Source organism: Enterococcus sp. E4-150 (assembly GCF_035726465.1).
Lineage (GTDB): Bacteria > Bacillota > Bacilli > Lactobacillales > Enterococcaceae > Enterococcus_B > Enterococcus_B faecium.
This window is the reverse complement of record NZ_JAPRGK010000008.1, coordinates 81,752-97,296: the sequence shown is the minus strand read 5'-3', so window position 1 is coordinate 97,296 and position 15,545 is coordinate 81,752. Positions and strand designations below refer to the sequence as shown.

Below are 15,545 nucleotides of genomic sequence, written 5' to 3'. Positions count from 1 at the left end.
CTTTTTTATATATAACAATTTAAAAATTCATCATCTAAATCCGTAGAATTTTCTAGATTGCTTACCCATGTAAAATCGTTATAGACAGATTTCAGTTGACTTCTGCGCCATTGTACAGGGATAAAAAGACGCATGCTATCTTCATTGAATCCGACTAATAATTTCTTTCCGTCAGTAATGATGGGACGTTGTAACAAAGTAAAATGCGAGACGATCAGATCGACAAGCTCTGAGGTCGTACATTGGTCGATTTGATCTTTCAAATTTTTATAATCAATCGAGCGTTTAGCTAATAGATCGTCAAATCCGTTTTCTGTTAATGACAATAAATAAAATATCTCTTTCCTTGTTAAAGGCTGTTTAGGTGTGAAAATTCGTTCTCTGTAAGGCATTTGATGGTCTTTCAGCCAATTTGCCATCAGATGGTAACTATGTGTGCGAGAAGAATAGATCGTAAGCATAAAAAAGCTCCTTAAATAGTCCATTAATTTGTTAGATCTGTTGAGATAAATAATAGGTAAGGAGCTGTGCATAAGCTTTGATCAAAACAACCCAAACATCATTAGAAATAACTTTCTAAAGTCTTAAACTTGCGACGAGAAACAACTAGACTAATAGAAAAAATGTCTTAGCCATTTGGCTTCCTGTTTGTTTTTTTGCTTATGCTGCAGCTCCTCGGGAAAGGGTTCTAACAATTTGAAGAAGGTTGATGATTGATCTAGTTTAAATTGTGTGAAATTTGAAATCTGGTGTTTTTACTAGATAAATCACCTAACAACTATGATTATAACTTATAGAACCTATGTTTTGTATTCTGTTTTGTTATAGTTGTTATAAAGTTTTATTTTATTACAGAACATTTTTAATTAATAAAGAACAGTTAGAAGTTAAAATTGCTGATTCACATAGAGTTTATGACTTCTTGGAAATTCTTTTTCAATCAGTTTTTTCATCTGTTTATGAAATTCTTTTTTTTCAGTAAACATAAAGGTTTGGGTATCGTAACCTTCTTCATGTAGGAAATAGATTATTCCTTTTTCTGTGTTTTGCGTATAAGCTTTTATACTCCTGTCTTTTTTGAAAGAACAGATCGTATAGCCATCTATTTGGTCTGGTAGTCGTTTGATTTTCTTCAAAATGACTTTTTTATCCTCAAGTTTCATTTTTTTCACCTGACTTTATTTTTTTCATATGGAAATCATAGCGCCTTTGGTTATATGAAAACAAGAAGGATACTGAAATATATATAAATCAAATAGTGATTATTTATTATTAGAATAGCGAATACAAACAAATGACAACTATTTTCTGATTTATTACAAATGTTTTTTCAAATAAATTTGATTACCAAGAAAAGGTAGTGGTATATTTACTGAGGGATACTTTGAAAAACATATGATAGAAACAGTAACAGCATTATGAAAAATCTTTTTATAAAAATGGAGGAATCAATTTGATGGAAGATCAGTATGTACAAGCAATGACGATCGCAGGATCAGATAGCGATGGAAGCGCAGGGATGCAAGCAGATATGCATACATTCTTTACAAGAAATGTTTACGGTGTTTCTGTCATGACCGCATGTGTTGCAGGTAATTCTTACGGAATCGGAGCAAGTGTGACATTGCCAACAGATTTTATCGACAAAGAATTTGAACTGATTGCGAAGGACTTTCAAATACGTGCAGCTAAAACAGGTATGCTAGCAGATTCAAAGTTGATTGAGACAGTTGTAAAAAATTACCAAAAATATGATTTTGGACCATTAGTCGTGGATCCCGTAATCGTAACGAAACATGGAAATCTTTTACTAGAAGAATCTGCTTTGCAAAGCTTGAAAGAAAAGCTTGTCCCTTTGGCCGAAGTACTGACACCTAATTTTTATGAAGCAGAAAAGCTGACTGGACGGACATTAGCAGCTGAAGAAGATTTTGTGCAAGCAGCAAAAGAACTGCAAGATATGGGTGCAAAAAACGTTATGATCAAAGGACATCATGCTAAAGATGCGCAGCAAGAAACAGTCAATGACTACGTATTGCTCGAATCAGGAAAATCATTTTGGTTAAATGCACCATTTTATCCTACCGACCGGATCAACGGAACTGGCGATTCGCTATCTGCATGTATTGCAGCTGAGTTAGCGAAAGGAAAAACAGTTGAACAAGCGATCCGATTGGCAAAAGACTATGTAAACCGTGCAATTCGTGAAGAAATAAATGTAGGGCACAAATATGGACCCATCAATCATTGGGCAGCTGGTGAATTAGAGTAAAAGAAAGAAGTTGTGAGATCAGCGTCCTGTTCTGAGTATTAGAGAAACAAACGGAAAAATAGTTCTCATGTTTGTTGAATATTGTGACTTGTGACCGAGGAGTTGGCAGGAGAACACCGTTTGTTCGGAAGAAGGGACTGTGACAAGATTTTTGTCACAGTCCCTTTAATCTTAGTATATTTTTCTCTACTTGAATAAAAAAATTATAGGATTGGAGAAAATAATCGAGAAATTTGTTGCTTGAATAATAGCCAGTTAGACATTTCCTTGACTGTTTCAGTTGTCATGGATGAACAATGTGTCTCATCTTCTTTGAACTGAGTAGCAAGTTCTTCTAAAAACTCAGGATCGTAAATGACAGCACTTGTTTCAAAATTCAATCGGTAGCTACGAATATCTTGATTTGCTGAACCTACCATGCAGATTTCATCATCCATTATCAATGTTTTTGCATGGAGGAAGCCGTTCTCATAGACAAGGATTTGTACATTTTCCTTGATCAGCTGCCGAGCATAATATTGTGTTGCTCGATAAATAAAAGGATGATCCGGTTTGTTGGGAATCATGATTTTCACATCTACACCAGAGGCAGTTGCGATTTTTAAAGCAGCAATGACACTTTCATCAGGAACAAGGTAAGGTGTCTGTATCCAAACACGTTTTTTAGCAGAAGTAATCAATTTGATAAATGAAAGCTTGATTTGTTCCCTTTCGTTATTCGGTCCGCTTGAAACAAGCTGGATGGATATATCAGCAAGCTTAGATTCATCTCGATCTGCTTTTTTAAAGAAATAATTCAAATGATAGCCGACCTTTTTTTCTTCAGGTACTGAGACGTTCCAGTCTGTTAAGAAGCGAAGCTGGAGCAAAGAAGAAGCGGCACCGAAAATCCGTATATGCGTATCGCGCCAATAGCCGAATTTTTTTGTTGTATTTACATATTGATTGGCAATATTGAAACCACCGGTATAACTAATCTTTCCATCGATCACAACGATTTTTCGGTGATCATGGTAATTCAATCGGAAACGAAGTAATGCCTTTTGTGAGGTAACAAATGTATGGACATGTCCACCATTTTTGATTAGACGATTGAAATCTTTTGCTTTTGTGCCATGAGAGCCAAATGCATCATATAATATTCGAACTTCCACGCCTTCTGCGGCTTTTTCTTCTAAAACATGTAAGACTTGCTGGCCGATATTATCTGTCACAAATGCGTAATATTCGATATGGATCGAATGTTTGGCTTTTTTTAGATCTTGAAGCAGTGAATCCAATTTCTCTTGTCCGTCTGTGAGAAGAGTGACAGAATTCATTCTTGTCAGCGGCATACGATTTAATGAAGAGAAGAAGTCAACAAATTGCTGTTTGTCTTTATCGCCCATGTCAGGATCGTAATGTTCAATGGTATCTCCTCTAAAAGACTGAAAGTTTTCTAATTCTTTCAAGTCACTTTGTCGGAGATAGAATTTTTTCTTATCCGTTAATCCACGTCCGAAAAATAAATATAATACAAAACCCACCCCAGGAAGGGCAAACAATACTAAGAGCCATGCCCAAATGGCTGCTACATCTCGGGGTTTGATCAAAATAGCCACCAAAGCAATAAGTGCATTTAATAGATAAAGGGCGGTTATAATACTAGATACCACAAAAATGTTCCTCCTTACATACAATAACATTAGTATAGCATGATAGAAGAAAGAAGCCTACCAAGGTGAATATACTTTTCACTCCTTTCATGAAAATGTAGGTAAATCGGGCTAAAGTAGTTGCTTTCTGTAGGTTAATAAGGTAGGATATTAGTACAGTTGAATATCTCCTTAGGGGAGTAACCGGCAACGTTTGTTGCGATAATATCAACAGTAAGTTAACCAAATGGTTTTCTGGTATTGTATGAAATGGTGAGACCTAAGACAAATGCGTATTTGTCTTAGGTCTCTTTTTTTTCAGACAGGACTAGGGCCAAGATCAAAAAATGGGGGATGAAATTTGGAAAACAAGGAACAAGCACAACAAGCGGTCTATAAAGAAACGATCGACTCGTTGATGCAGCAAACGCAGAGCTCAACCGATGGATTGAGCACCACGCAAGCGAAGGAAAAATTAGAAAGAGATGGCTTGAACCAGCTAAAAGAAAAGCCGAAGAAGCCAACTTGGAAATTGTTCTTAGAAACTTTCAAAGATGCAATGGTTATCGTATTGCTGATTGTCGCACTGATTCAGATGGTCATGGGTGACTACATCGAATTCTTAGTTATTTTTGCAGTATTGATGTTGAATTCTATAATCAGTGTTGTCCAAACAAAAAAAGCAGAAGGTTCTTTAGAAGCGTTGAAAAACCTTTCAGCGCCCGATGCTCGAGTGATTCGTGATGGTAAGGAAAAAACGATTCCGGCAAACGAACTTGTGGTAGGAGATATCGTGTTGTTAGACGCAGGCGATTATGTACCTGCTGATGGACGTTTACTAGATGCGGGATCATTAAAAGTAGATGAAGGTATGCTGACAGGAGAGTCGACTTCTGCAGAAAAAGAAGTAACGGATATCACAAGTACGGTACCAATCGGAGATCGTACAAATATGGTATTCAGTGGAACGATCGTAACTTACGGACGCGGTAAATTCTTAGTGACTTCAACTGGGAATAATACGGAGATCGGACAAGTTGCTGGCCTTTTGGAATCAACAACTGAGCAAGTCACTCCGTTACAACGAGGTCTGGATAAATTCAGTAAAAAACTAAGTCTGGCTATTTTGGCATTGTCTTTATTGATTTTAGGTATCCAACTGTTTCGTATTTATCTTGGAGAAGGTACAGGAGATATGACTGCAGATATCGTCAGCGCAGTGATGTTTGCCGTAGCCGTAGCCGTAGCTGCTATTCCAGAAGCATTACAGTCTATCGTAACAATCGTGTTATCTTTGGGAACGAATAAAATGGCGAAACGTCATGCCATTATCCGAAAACTTCCAGCAGTTGAAACACTTGGTTCGACAAGTATCATCTGTACAGATAAGACTGGTACATTGACACAAAACAAAATGACAGTTGTTGACTACTTTTTAGGTAATGGCGATACTGGGGATTTCACAAATGACCCTTCAAAATGGACAGCTGACGAACGTCGCTTGATCGAAATCAGTGTTTTAGCGAATGATGCATCGATCAGTGAAGACGGTACTAAATTGGGCGACCCTACGGAAGTAGCGTTTATCGACTTTAGTGAAAAATTAAACCAGCCTTATCAGGAAATCCGAAACAACTACCCAAGACAAGCAGAACTTCCTTTTGACTCAGATCGAAAATTAATGTCTACTGGACACACGATCGATAACAAAAATTACTTGTTTGTTAAAGGCGGACCAGATATCGTCTTCCAACGCAGTAAAAAAGTATTGCTAAATGGTGAAGTCGTTCCGATGACGGATGAATTGATGAAAAAATTCCAAGAGCAAAATGAAGCTTTTTCAACACGAGCATTACGTGTACTAGCTTTTGCTTACCGTCCACTTGATAATTTTGATTTATCATTTGAAGATGAAGACGATTTGATCCTTGTTGGTTTGCTTGCTATGATCGATCCTCCACGTGCTGAAGTGACTCAGGCGGTAACAGAAGCAAGAAGTGCAGGAATCAAAACAATCATGATTACTGGTGACCACAAAACAACAGCTGTTGCTATCGCAAAACAAATCGGGATTTTTGAAGAAGGAAACCTGGCTTTGACCGGGACGGAACTAGATGAATTGACAGAAGATCAACTAAACGAAGTTTTAGAAAAAGTCACTGTTTATGCACGTGTTTCACCTGAGAATAAAATTCGTATCGTTCGTGCTTGGCAAAATAAAGGTCATATCTCAGCTATGACAGGTGATGGTGTAAATGACGCACCAGCATTGAAACAAGCAGACATCGGAATTGCTATGGGAACGGGTACAGATGTGGCAAAAGATGCAGCAGCGATGGTATTGACGGATGATAACTTTGCTTCTATTGTCAGCGCAGTAGAAGTAGGACGTAATGTGTTTGATAATATCAAGAAAGCTATTTCTTATCTATTTGCAGGAAATTTAGGTGCGATCATTGCGATCATCTTTGCCTTAGTTGCTGACTGGTCCAATCCATTTACAGCATTACAACTGTTGTTCATCAATTTAGTCAATGATTCACTGCCAGCAATTGCATTAGGTACAGAAAAAGCTGAACCTGCTACGATGAACCGCCCGCCAAGAGATCCAAATTCAGGAATCTTTACGGACAAAACATTGATTTCTGTAACGTATCGTGGTGTGCTGATTGGGATTGCTGTTATCTTTGCTCAATGGCTTGGCATGCAGCATTCACCTGAATTCGGTGTAGCCATGTCATTTTCAACATTGATTTGGTGTCGGACATTGCAAACATTCCCAGCACGTTCAAACACACAAACAGCTATCCAAGCAGGGTTCTTCTCTAACAGAAGTGTCTTACTAGCTGTAGTTGTATGTAGCGCGCTTTACTGCTTAACAATGATCCCAGGACTGAAAGAAGTCTTCTCTATCCCATCAGCATTTGGATTGACCGAAGTCTTTACATGTATGGGAATCGCACTTGTGACAATTGTTTTGATGGAAATCACTAAATTGATCATTGTACGAGTACAAGGAAATAAATAAAACGAATCAACGAGGTTGTGAGCCTGCCGTTTAATTCTGAGTCACAAGGTGCAATTTCAACAAACAGCTTCTCATGTTTGTTGAATATTGTGACTTGTGACCGAAGAGTTGGCAGGAGAACACCGTTTAAGGAAGAAGTTGTAAAATCAGCATTTTGAGCTAATACTGAGGGTCATCTGATTGGACACTGTTTATTCGGAAAGAGGGACTTTGACACGACTTTGGTCACAGTCCCTTTTTTTATTTATGATAGACGGAAAGCCAATCATTTTATTATTCATCAAAAGAGATAGAATAGATAAAAGAGGAGAATAATTTATTCCGAAAAGTGAAAACATATAACAAAAAATTAGAGGAAATCAAATGAATGAAAAAGAATGGGATGAATTTGCTGAAGAATATTATGAAATCCAGCAAGAATCGCAAGTAACTATTGCTGAAGATGTAAAAAATTATCTGAAAACGGAGAAAGTCCTGCCTGCTGAAACAGCAGCAGACGTTGCTGGAGGATCTGGCAGATTTCTTTCCTTAGCAAAAGAAATTAATCGCTATGATTTGATCGATTTTTCTTCAGGAATGCTAGAAAATGCAAAAAAAGAAGCAGAAAAAAATGAGTTGCCAAATGTTTCCTTTATCAAACAGTCGTTAGAAGAATTTATCCAATCAAATGAGACATATGAAATGGTTTTTACAGCAGTAAATCCAGCATTGGTACATCTTATTCAATTAGAAAAATTGATGAAAAAGTCAAGCAAATGGTGCGTGATAATCAGAGTAGTGGAATCAATCGATGATGTTTTTTATCCTATCGAAAAGCAACTAGGAATGATAGAAGAAGATCCTAATACATCGCCAGTTGTAATGGATCAATTTGAAACATACTTAATTGATGAAGGATTCAAAGTGAAGAAAAAAGATTTTACTTATTTTACACAGGAATCAATTACTGAAGAGTTGATGAAGCTATACTATGACGCGTACGCAAAAGATCCTGTTGTGACTAGGTACATTCGCAAACTATTCAGTGAAAAACGAGAAATCCTTAGTACGACTAAGCTGACCTATAGACTGCTCCTTTGGTCCGCAGATAAAAAAAGAACCTTTCACGACTCGTGAAGGGTTCTTTTTATGATTTTATTATATTTTGTAGTAACGAATATCATTTTCGATCTTTGTAATCGAAAAAGGTACATCTGAAGTATATTCTGCACATTCTCCGTGTTCAGGAAGCGTCTCACTGAAAATCGTTTCATATTCGTCAACAGTGATCCGTGTTCGAGAATCTAGCATCTCTTGATGAGATTGTGCGAAGAGATATTCTTGATAGTTTTCTTCCAGATAACCTGTAAAAAATTCACTTACTGCACCAGAACCGTAGCTGAATAGACCGATGCGATCTCCTGGCTGTAGTGATTTCGAATTTTCCAGTAGAGAAGTTAGCCCCAGGTATAATGAACCAGTGTAAAGATTACCGATTCGTCGGCTGTAACGGATGCTTTCTTCATAGCGAGCCATAAGACGTTCCTGATTTTCTTCGTCTGTTTGGTCTAATACACTTTGCAATGCCTTTTTTCCCATCTTAGTATACGGAATATGGAAAGCAATCGCCTGATAATCTTCGAGTCCTCGACCCGACAATTCTTTATGTCGATTCCAAACTTTTTGGAATGATTCGATATACGTAGAATTAGATAAAGGACCATCAACAACAGGAAATTCGCTATAATCTGGACGCCAGAAATCATAGATATCTTCTGTCAGAAATACGCTGTCGTCTTCAATCGATAAAATACGTGGGTTTTGAGTGATCATCATCGCAACAGCACCGACACCTTGCGTCACTTCACCACCGCTTGCCAAGCCGTAACGAGCAATATCACTTGCTATGACTAGTACTTTTCGTTCTGGATGATTTTTGACATATTCTTTCGCCATGTGCAAAGCTGCGGTGCCACCGTAGCAAGCCTCTTTTACTTCAAAAGAACGAGCAAAAGATTGGATTTTCAGTAAATGGTGGATAATTACCGCACTCGCTTTTGAATGATCAATCCCGGATTCTGTTCCGACGATGACCATGTCGATTAGCTCACGGTCTTTTTCTGTTACGATTTTGCTGGCAGCATTTGCTCCTAGTGTAATGATGTCTTCATTTGCACGATTGACTGCCATTTGGTCTTGACCAATCCCTATATGGTATTTTGCAGGATCATCCCCACGGCTTTCTGCCAACTCTGTCATATCTAAATATAAATTAGGAATAAAAAAGGAAAGACGATCAATCCCTATTTTCATTTCAACACCTCTTTACTTATGATAAAAAACTTACTTTACTAAGGTATCATAAAAAGATTAAAAGAAATATAAAAAAGAGAATATTTAAGGATTGTTAAAATTTAATCTTAGAAAAAAATAACTGGAACAAGAGCTATTTGTTTTTACAGCAAAGAATGGTATATTTTTGTAGGAGGTGGCTTACTTGAAAGAAGTCGTTATGATAGATGCTGCAAGAACGCCGATAGGAAAGTATCGCGGAAGTTTAAGTCCATTTACTGCAGTTGAATTAGGCACACTTGTGACTAAAGGATTATTAGATAAAACAAAACTGAAAAAAGATAAAATCGATCAAGTAATATTTGGAAATGTCCTGCAAGCTGGTAATGGTCAAAATGTTGCCAGACAGATTGCTTTGAACAGCGGTCTCCCTGTAGATGTCCCAGCAATGACGATCAATGAAGTTTGCGGATCTGGTATGAAAGCAGTGATCTTAGCACGCCAGCTGATCCAATTAGGTGAAGCAGAACTTGTGATAGCCGGCGGAACAGAGAGTATGTCTCAAGCACCTATGCTGAAACCGTATCAGTCAGAAACAAATGAATATGGTGAACCAATTTCCAGTATGGTCAACGACGGATTGACTGACGCATTTTCAAATGCACATATGGGATTAACCGCAGAGAAGGTTGCAACACAATTTTCTGTGAGCAGAGAAGAGCAGGATCGCTATGCCTTGTCGTCCCAGTTGAAAGCAGCACATGCTGTCGAAGTCGGTGTATTTTCTGAGGAAATCATCCCAGTCAAGATTTCTGATGAAGACGTGTTATCTGAGGATGAAGCAGTTCGTGGAAATAGTACATTGGAAAAACTGGGCACGTTACGTACAGTATTCTCAGAAGAAGGAACTGTAACAGCAGGAAATGCTTCCCCGTTGAATGACGGTGCCTCTGTGGTGATCCTTGCATCCAAAGAATACGCAGAAAATAATAATCTGCCTTATTTAGCAACCATCAAAGAAGTAGCGGAGGTCGGTATTGACCCAAGTATCATGGGAATCGCTCCAATCAAAGCCATTCAAAAATTGACAGATAGATCAGGAATGAATTTATCAACAATCGATCTTTTTGAGATCAATGAAGCATTTGCAGCTTCTTCTATCGTAGTTAGCCAAGAACTGCAGTTAGATGAAGAAAAGGTCAATATATATGGAGGAGCAATCGCATTAGGCCATCCAATTGGTGCAAGCGGTGCACGTATCTTGACTACATTAGCTTACGGATTGCTTCGTGAACAGAAGAGATACGGTATTGCTTCATTATGTATTGGTGGAGGTTTAGGCTTGGCAGTCTTGTTAGAAGCGAATATGGAGCAAACACATAAGGATGTGCAAAAAAAAAAGTTTTATCAGCTTACGCCATCTGAACGGCGCAGTCAATTAATAGAAAAAAATGTATTGACACAAGAAACTGCGTTGATTTTTCAGGAACAAACACTTTCTGAAGAGCTCTCCGATCACATGATCGAAAACCAAGTGAGTGAAGTGGAAATCCCAATGGGCATCGCGCAGAATTTTCAAATCAATGGCAAGAAAAAATGGATTCCGATGGCAACAGAGGAACCATCTGTCATTGCAGCTGCAAGTAATGGTGCAAAAATCTGTGGAAATATCTGCGCAGAAACACCTCAGCGGCTGATGCGAGGGCAAATCGTTCTATCAGGAAAATCGGAGTATCAAGCAGTGATCAATGCAGTTAATCATCGAAAAGAAGAGCTGATTCTTTGTGCAAATGAAAGTTATCCTTCAATCGTGAAACGCGGGGGCGGTGTTCAAGATATCTCTACTCGGGAATTCATGGGGAGTTTCCATGCATACTTATCTATTGATTTTTTAGTGGATGTAAAAGATGCAATGGGCGCTAACATGATCAACTCGATTCTTGAGAGTGTGGCAAACAAGTTACGGGAGTGGTTCCCTGAAGAAGAGATTCTATTCAGTATTTTAAGTAATTTTGCTACAGAATCATTGGCTTCTGCCTGTTGTGAAATCCCATTCGAACGCTTAGGGAGAAACAAAGAAATCGGTGAACAAATTGCCAAAAAAATCCAACAGGCAGGGGAATATGCGAAGCTTGACCCTTACCGTGCAGCAACGCACAACAAAGGGATCATGAATGGTATAGAAGCTGTAGTGGCAGCTACAGGAAATGATACACGTGCGGTTAGCGCTTCGATCCACGCCTACGCGGCAAGAAATGGATTATACCAAGGATTAACAGACTGGCAGATCAAAGGGGATAAACTAGTTGGAAAACTAACGGTGCCTTTGGCTGTTGCCACAGTAGGCGGAGCTTCCAATATCCTGCCAAAAGCAAAAGCATCTTTAGCTATGTTAGATATTGATTCAGCCAAGGAACTAGCACAAGTAATTGCTGCAGTAGGGTTAGCTCAAAACCTGGCTGCTTTGCGTGCATTAGTTACAGAAGGAATCCAAAAAGGCCACATGGGACTTCAAGCTCGTTCATTAGCGATCTCAATTGGGGCTATTGGTGAGGAAATCGAGCAAGTTGCGAAAAAATTACGTGAAGCAGAAAAGATGAACCAGCAGACAGCTATACAAATATTGGAAAAAATCCGGGAAAAATAAAAAAGCAATATTTTTAGAAGAATAAAGCAAGATTTACAGTTATTTTATTTACTGCAGATCTTTCTTTTTTCTCTATCAGAAAATATGTTTATTATTAGAATTTTTTATAGTTAAGGTTAGGCATCTTAAGAAATCAGGCAACTCCAAGATATCTTCAGGTAGAAGAGAAGTCGCCTAACATTGTAGGATCATAGGTGATTTGTTGGACAGGTCAAGCTGATATTTGAGCCTGATGTTAGAAGGAATTTCTTTTTACTTGCTGTAGAAATTATTATATGACTAAAAAGGCTGGGATTTTAAATCCCAGCCTTTTATGACAAATAGAATTTTTATCGATCAGTAATCGCTGTCGCTGCAAATTGTTCGATCAAAGGAATCAAAGTCAATTTGACTTTGTATTTCCGTTCGAGTGCTTTTTCGATAACGAACTCATTTTCAGTAGTCATAGAAATAGTTGCTAATTTACGAGGTTCATCAGCATTTTTTTCATTAATAACTACTTCATGTTCATTTTGTTCTGTGTAAAATTTAGGATACTCAGCAACGGCTTTTGAAAAATCAGCAAAACTTAAAGCGGCATTCGTATCAGTTGAGCGTGTATTTTCAGTTGTGTCCGCTTTTGGTTTTTCCGTTTTTTCTTCTGGCACACTGACTGTTTCTTCTGTAACTGGTGTCGCAACAGCTTGCGCAGTTGGTTCATCGTTTTTCAATCGTTGATCATTCCAGTAAGACACGATTTCAATAAGAAGATTGTCACGGAATCGTTCGAAAATCCCGTTTTCTCCTGAACGAATTCTCTTTAATACAGTATTGAAGTTGTCATCGATTGGCACGTTGATCCGTGTATCTTCATTTGTTTTCCCAGCTAATCCGATCGTTAAGATTTGACGGTTTTTGGGATCAAGCATGACTTGTAACGGCAAACCATAACGTCGCAAGCTCTCTTCTTCTAGAGAACGGAATAATTGTCCTCTTACACCATCCAATGAAGGACGGAATTGATTTAATAATTTTTGTTTCTGTTTTTTCTTCATATGTTCTCTCCTTCGCTCATACCCTTTCGATTATAAGAAAAAAACAGCCAAATGAAAAGGAATAATGCAAAAAAACTTGCGTATACGCAAATTACAACAGAAAAATTTGCGTATTTTCCCGTTTTTTGAAAGAAAAATAAAAAATGGAACGGATTATGTATATATACATAATCCGTTCCATTCTTTCTATTTTTTCGGTATCAAGGCAAAAACAGGTAGTTCAGGTGAATAAATGACTTCATGTTCGTGCCAGGGTTTGACCATTAGCGAATGATCGAACCGTTTTTTCAGTTCTTCGATGATTTGATCATGTGTCCAGTTTCTTGCAGGAAAATGTTGGATTTTCTCTGCATCGATCAAAAAGACAAAATCGGAATGAAAAGTCTGGGTAACTTCTTCCGAGAGAGAATTCAAGCGTTCGATTGGATCCATAAAATCACCTTTCGACTTAAAATTGGGTAGTATCTGGGTCTTTTGCTTTGCCGACTACACCATCTAACTGATCGATTTGTTTCATTTCTTCTTCTGTTAATTCAAAATCAAATAATTCAGTATTTTCTTTGATTCTGCTTGGTGTCACTGACTTAGGAAGAGGAAGGAATTCGTGTTGCAGCGACCAACGCAAAGCAACTTGTGCAATCGTCTTGTCATGTGCTTCAGCGATTTGTTTCATTTCAGGCACATCGAAGATTTTACCAGTGCCTAATGGACTATATGCTTCGAGGATCATATCATGTTTTTTTGCATACTCAACTACAGTTGGCTGTAATTCGCCTGGTGCAAGGAAAACTTGATTGACCATCGGCATAATTTTTGCTGTTTTTGCTAGTGTATCTAGATGGTGGGGTAAGAAATTGCTCACACCGATTGCTTTGATTTTACCTGCTTCATACAGTTCTTCAAATGCTCGCCATGTATCTGCATTTGCTTGTTCCCAATTATCACGAAAAGCAACAGGGTTTGGCCAGTGGATCAAAAACAGATCTAAATAATCTGTTTGGAGCTTCTTCAATGATTCTTCAAAAGAAGACATCACAAGTTCATAGCTGTGGTTTGCATTCCATAATTTTGTTGTCAAGAATATCTCTTCTCTAGGAATTCCACTTTCCTTAATCGCTTGGCCGACACTTTCTTCATTCTTGTATCCTTGGGCAGTATCGATATGGCGATAACCTGCAGCCAGCGCTTCTTTAACAGAGGAAACAGCGACATCCCCATCAGGTGTTTGCCATGTGCCGAATCCTACTACCGGGATTTCGTAACCATTTGATAGACGATAAGTGCTTGTTAATGAATTCATACTTTCAGCTCCTTTTTTATTCGTTCAACTATAAGTGTAGCGCATTTTTCGAAAAAAAGAATCCATTTTGTTTCTACTCTTGAAATTTTTGTTTAAAAGAAAATGATTTTGATTCTGGTATTTTTGATTTTTTTTCCGTAAACTAAGACAGAAGGGAATGAGAAAATGGATATCTATTTAAAAAAAGCAATTCTGCATATTATTGACAGAGAAACTGGTTCTCCAGTCTTTTCACAAAAAGAGCTAGATCTGACAAAAGAATATATTCGTGATTTTCTTCAAAAGAAGATACAAAAAATCTCTTCTGCTCAAACAAAAACTGGACAACTAGCAGAAGAAAGCATGGTCGTTGAATCACTTAAAATCGCTCAAGAAAATTTTGTGGAAGCAAGTGAAGCAATCGTTCAGCGGTGGTTCGATATCTACCAAGAAAGTGAAGAAGCACCTAGTGCAGATGTATTTGTTGTCTTGTATGAATTAGATACAGTGATGTACTTATCTTTATTGAAAGTCAATTATCGTGAGGCTTACACTCACTTTGTTGAAGCAGACGAAGCAGGGATCGACAACCGCTTGATTTTGAATCGAGCAATTCTAGGGGCGAAAACACAAAAAGCAGATGAAGCATTCGCTGTGAATTTGACTGATTGGACCTACGAATTAATTGAAAAAAAATATGAGTTTTCTGGCAAAAAAGAGCTTTATTTTTCTGGAAGAGTGATCGAAAGTGTTCCTGCACCTTCTTTAGAAGAAAATGTAAAAGTGATCCAAAAAGTAGCCAAGCATCTTGGAAAAAAATTTGAGACAGAAGAATTTGATATCATGGCTGATTTGAAAGAAGCTGTCTATGATACGATAGAAGAAAAAGGTCGGTTGGATCATGAGATGATTGCGGAAAAAGTCTTCAAGGAAAACATCACGGCAAAAATGGCTTTTAAAGAAGAAGTACAAGAGCAAGGATTTGTCCCAGAAGCACCTCCTGTAAAAGAAGTACAAGAAATTTCTGAGAAAAAATTTGGAAAACAAAAATTCAAGCTATCAAACGGGATCGAACTGATCGTACCAGTAGATGTATATCGCAACCCAGATTTGATTGAATTTGTGAATAATCCGGATGGTACGATATCCGTGATGATCAAAAATGTGGATGAAGTATTGAATCGTTTATAAAAATGACTAGAACATTAGGTGTTCAAGTACCAGTGATCAGTTAAATGAATTGTGTCAAGAGAAGGATTGGAAAAGACGAATATAACAAAAAAAGAGCGTGAGACAAAAGTAAAGAACACTTTTGTCTCACGCTCTAAACACGTATAAACGGCGGAAGCAGAAGCAACTCCTTCTTATTTCTTGGAGTTA

Annotated in this window: 12 protein-coding genes; 5 read left to right on the top strand and 7 right to left on the bottom strand. The window is 37.8% G+C overall.

What is annotated here, in order from left to right:
- Nucleotides 1-5: 5 nt before the first annotated feature.
- Both OZ002_RS08580 and OZ002_RS08575 read right to left on the bottom strand, forming a co-directional pair.
- Nucleotides 6-461: a Spx/MgsR family RNA polymerase-binding regulatory protein gene (locus OZ002_RS08580; protein WP_123839913.1), complete on the bottom strand. Its 456-nt coding sequence runs from the start codon at nt 459-461 to the stop codon at nt 6-8.
- Between the two features lie 426 nt (nt 462-887).
- Nucleotides 888-1,163, bottom strand: coding sequence for a hypothetical protein (locus tag OZ002_RS08575; protein ID WP_002289474.1), 276 nt, complete (start codon nt 1,161-1,163; stop codon nt 888-890).
- 293 nt (nt 1,164-1,456) lie between these two features.
- On the opposite strand from OZ002_RS08575, the gene thiD reads away from it, so the two are divergent.
- The gene (thiD, locus tag OZ002_RS08570) at nt 1,457-2,272 is read left to right on the top strand and encodes a bifunctional hydroxymethylpyrimidine kinase/phosphomethylpyrimidine kinase (RefSeq protein WP_002294369.1); all 816 of its coding nucleotides are present in this window, start codon (nt 1,457-1,459) and stop codon (nt 2,270-2,272) included.
- A gap of 203 nt (nt 2,273-2,475) precedes the next feature.
- Here the strand turns inward: thiD and cls are convergent, their stop codons facing one another.
- Complete coding sequence (gene cls, locus OZ002_RS08565; RefSeq protein ID WP_125179105.1) at nt 2,476-3,927, bottom strand: cardiolipin synthase; 1,452 nt, start codon at nt 3,925-3,927, stop codon at nt 2,476-2,478.
- Between the two features lie 340 nt (nt 3,928-4,267).
- On the opposite strand from cls, the gene OZ002_RS08560 reads away from it, so the two are divergent.
- Nucleotides 4,268-6,934 carry a cation-translocating P-type ATPase gene (locus OZ002_RS08560; RefSeq protein WP_002294372.1) on the top strand — a complete coding sequence of 889 codons (2,667 nt, stop codon included), beginning with the start codon at nt 4,268-4,270 and terminating at the stop codon, nt 6,932-6,934.
- A gap of 363 nt (nt 6,935-7,297) precedes the next feature.
- Nucleotides 7,298-8,050 (top strand): class I SAM-dependent methyltransferase, encoded by a 753-nt coding sequence (locus OZ002_RS08555; RefSeq protein ID WP_016627903.1) that lies wholly within the window; start codon nt 7,298-7,300, stop codon nt 8,048-8,050.
- A 21-nt stretch (nt 8,051-8,071) separates the two neighbouring features.
- Here OZ002_RS08555 and OZ002_RS08550 read toward each other — a convergent pair whose 3' ends face one another.
- Nucleotides 8,072-9,226 (bottom strand): hydroxymethylglutaryl-CoA synthase, encoded by a 1,155-nt coding sequence (locus OZ002_RS08550; RefSeq protein ID WP_002289270.1) that lies wholly within the window; start codon nt 9,224-9,226, stop codon nt 8,072-8,074.
- Between the two features lie 184 nt (nt 9,227-9,410).
- On the opposite strand from OZ002_RS08550, the gene OZ002_RS08545 reads away from it, so the two are divergent.
- Nucleotides 9,411-11,852 carry a hydroxymethylglutaryl-CoA reductase, degradative gene (locus tag OZ002_RS08545; RefSeq protein WP_125179106.1) on the top strand — a complete coding sequence of 814 codons (2,442 nt, stop codon included), beginning with the start codon at nt 9,411-9,413 and terminating at the stop codon, nt 11,850-11,852.
- A 329-nt stretch (nt 11,853-12,181) separates the two neighbouring features.
- On the opposite strand, the gene OZ002_RS08540 is transcribed toward OZ002_RS08545, so the two are convergent.
- From OZ002_RS08540 to OZ002_RS08530, 3 genes are all read right to left on the bottom strand, one after another.
- A complete protein-coding gene (locus OZ002_RS08540; protein WP_002289272.1) occupies nt 12,182-12,886 on the bottom strand; it encodes a hypothetical protein in 705 nt (234 codons plus the stop codon).
- Between the two features lie 186 nt (nt 12,887-13,072).
- Nucleotides 13,073-13,318 carry a hypothetical protein gene (locus OZ002_RS08535; RefSeq protein ID WP_002289275.1) on the bottom strand — a complete coding sequence of 82 codons (246 nt, stop codon included), beginning with the start codon at nt 13,316-13,318 and terminating at the stop codon, nt 13,073-13,075.
- A gap of 16 nt (nt 13,319-13,334) precedes the next feature.
- Nucleotides 13,335-14,186: an aldo/keto reductase gene (locus OZ002_RS08530; RefSeq protein ID WP_002319269.1), complete on the bottom strand. Its 852-nt coding sequence runs from the start codon at nt 14,184-14,186 to the stop codon at nt 13,335-13,337.
- A 165-nt stretch (nt 14,187-14,351) separates the two neighbouring features.
- Here OZ002_RS08530 and OZ002_RS08525 point away from each other — a divergent pair, with 165 nt between their 5' ends.
- A complete protein-coding gene (locus OZ002_RS08525) occupies nt 14,352-15,356 on the top strand; it encodes a nucleoid-associated protein (protein WP_156249045.1) in 1,005 nt (334 codons plus the stop codon).
- The last annotated feature ends 189 nt before the right edge of the window (nt 15,357-15,545 follow it).

Bases quoted from the DNA above. Each gene is read 5' to 3' on its own strand.
- OZ002_RS08580 (WP_123839913.1), bottom strand. From the start codon at position 461: ATGCTTACGATCTATTCTTCTCGCACACATAGTTACCATCTGATGGCA.
- OZ002_RS08575 (WP_002289474.1), bottom strand. From the start codon at position 1,163: ATGAAACTTGAGGATAAAAAAGTCATTTTGAAGAAAATCAAACGACTA.
- thiD (WP_002294369.1), top strand. From the start codon at position 1,457: ATGGAAGATCAGTATGTACAAGCAATGACGATCGCAGGATCAGATAGC.
- OZ002_RS08555 (WP_016627903.1), top strand. From the start codon at position 7,298: ATGAATGAAAAAGAATGGGATGAATTTGCTGAAGAATATTATGAAATC.
- OZ002_RS08550 (WP_002289270.1), bottom strand. From the start codon at position 9,226: ATGAAAATAGGGATTGATCGTCTTTCCTTTTTTATTCCTAATTTATAT.
- OZ002_RS08540 (WP_002289272.1), bottom strand. From the start codon at position 12,886: ATGAAGAAAAAACAGAAACAAAAATTATTAAATCAATTCCGTCCTTCA.
- OZ002_RS08535 (WP_002289275.1), bottom strand. From the start codon at position 13,318: ATGGATCCAATCGAACGCTTGAATTCTCTCTCGGAAGAAGTTACCCAG.
- OZ002_RS08530 (WP_002319269.1), bottom strand. From the start codon at position 14,186: ATGAATTCATTAACAAGCACTTATCGTCTATCAAATGGTTACGAAATC.
- OZ002_RS08525 (WP_156249045.1), top strand. From the start codon at position 14,352: ATGGATATCTATTTAAAAAAAGCAATTCTGCATATTATTGACAGAGAA.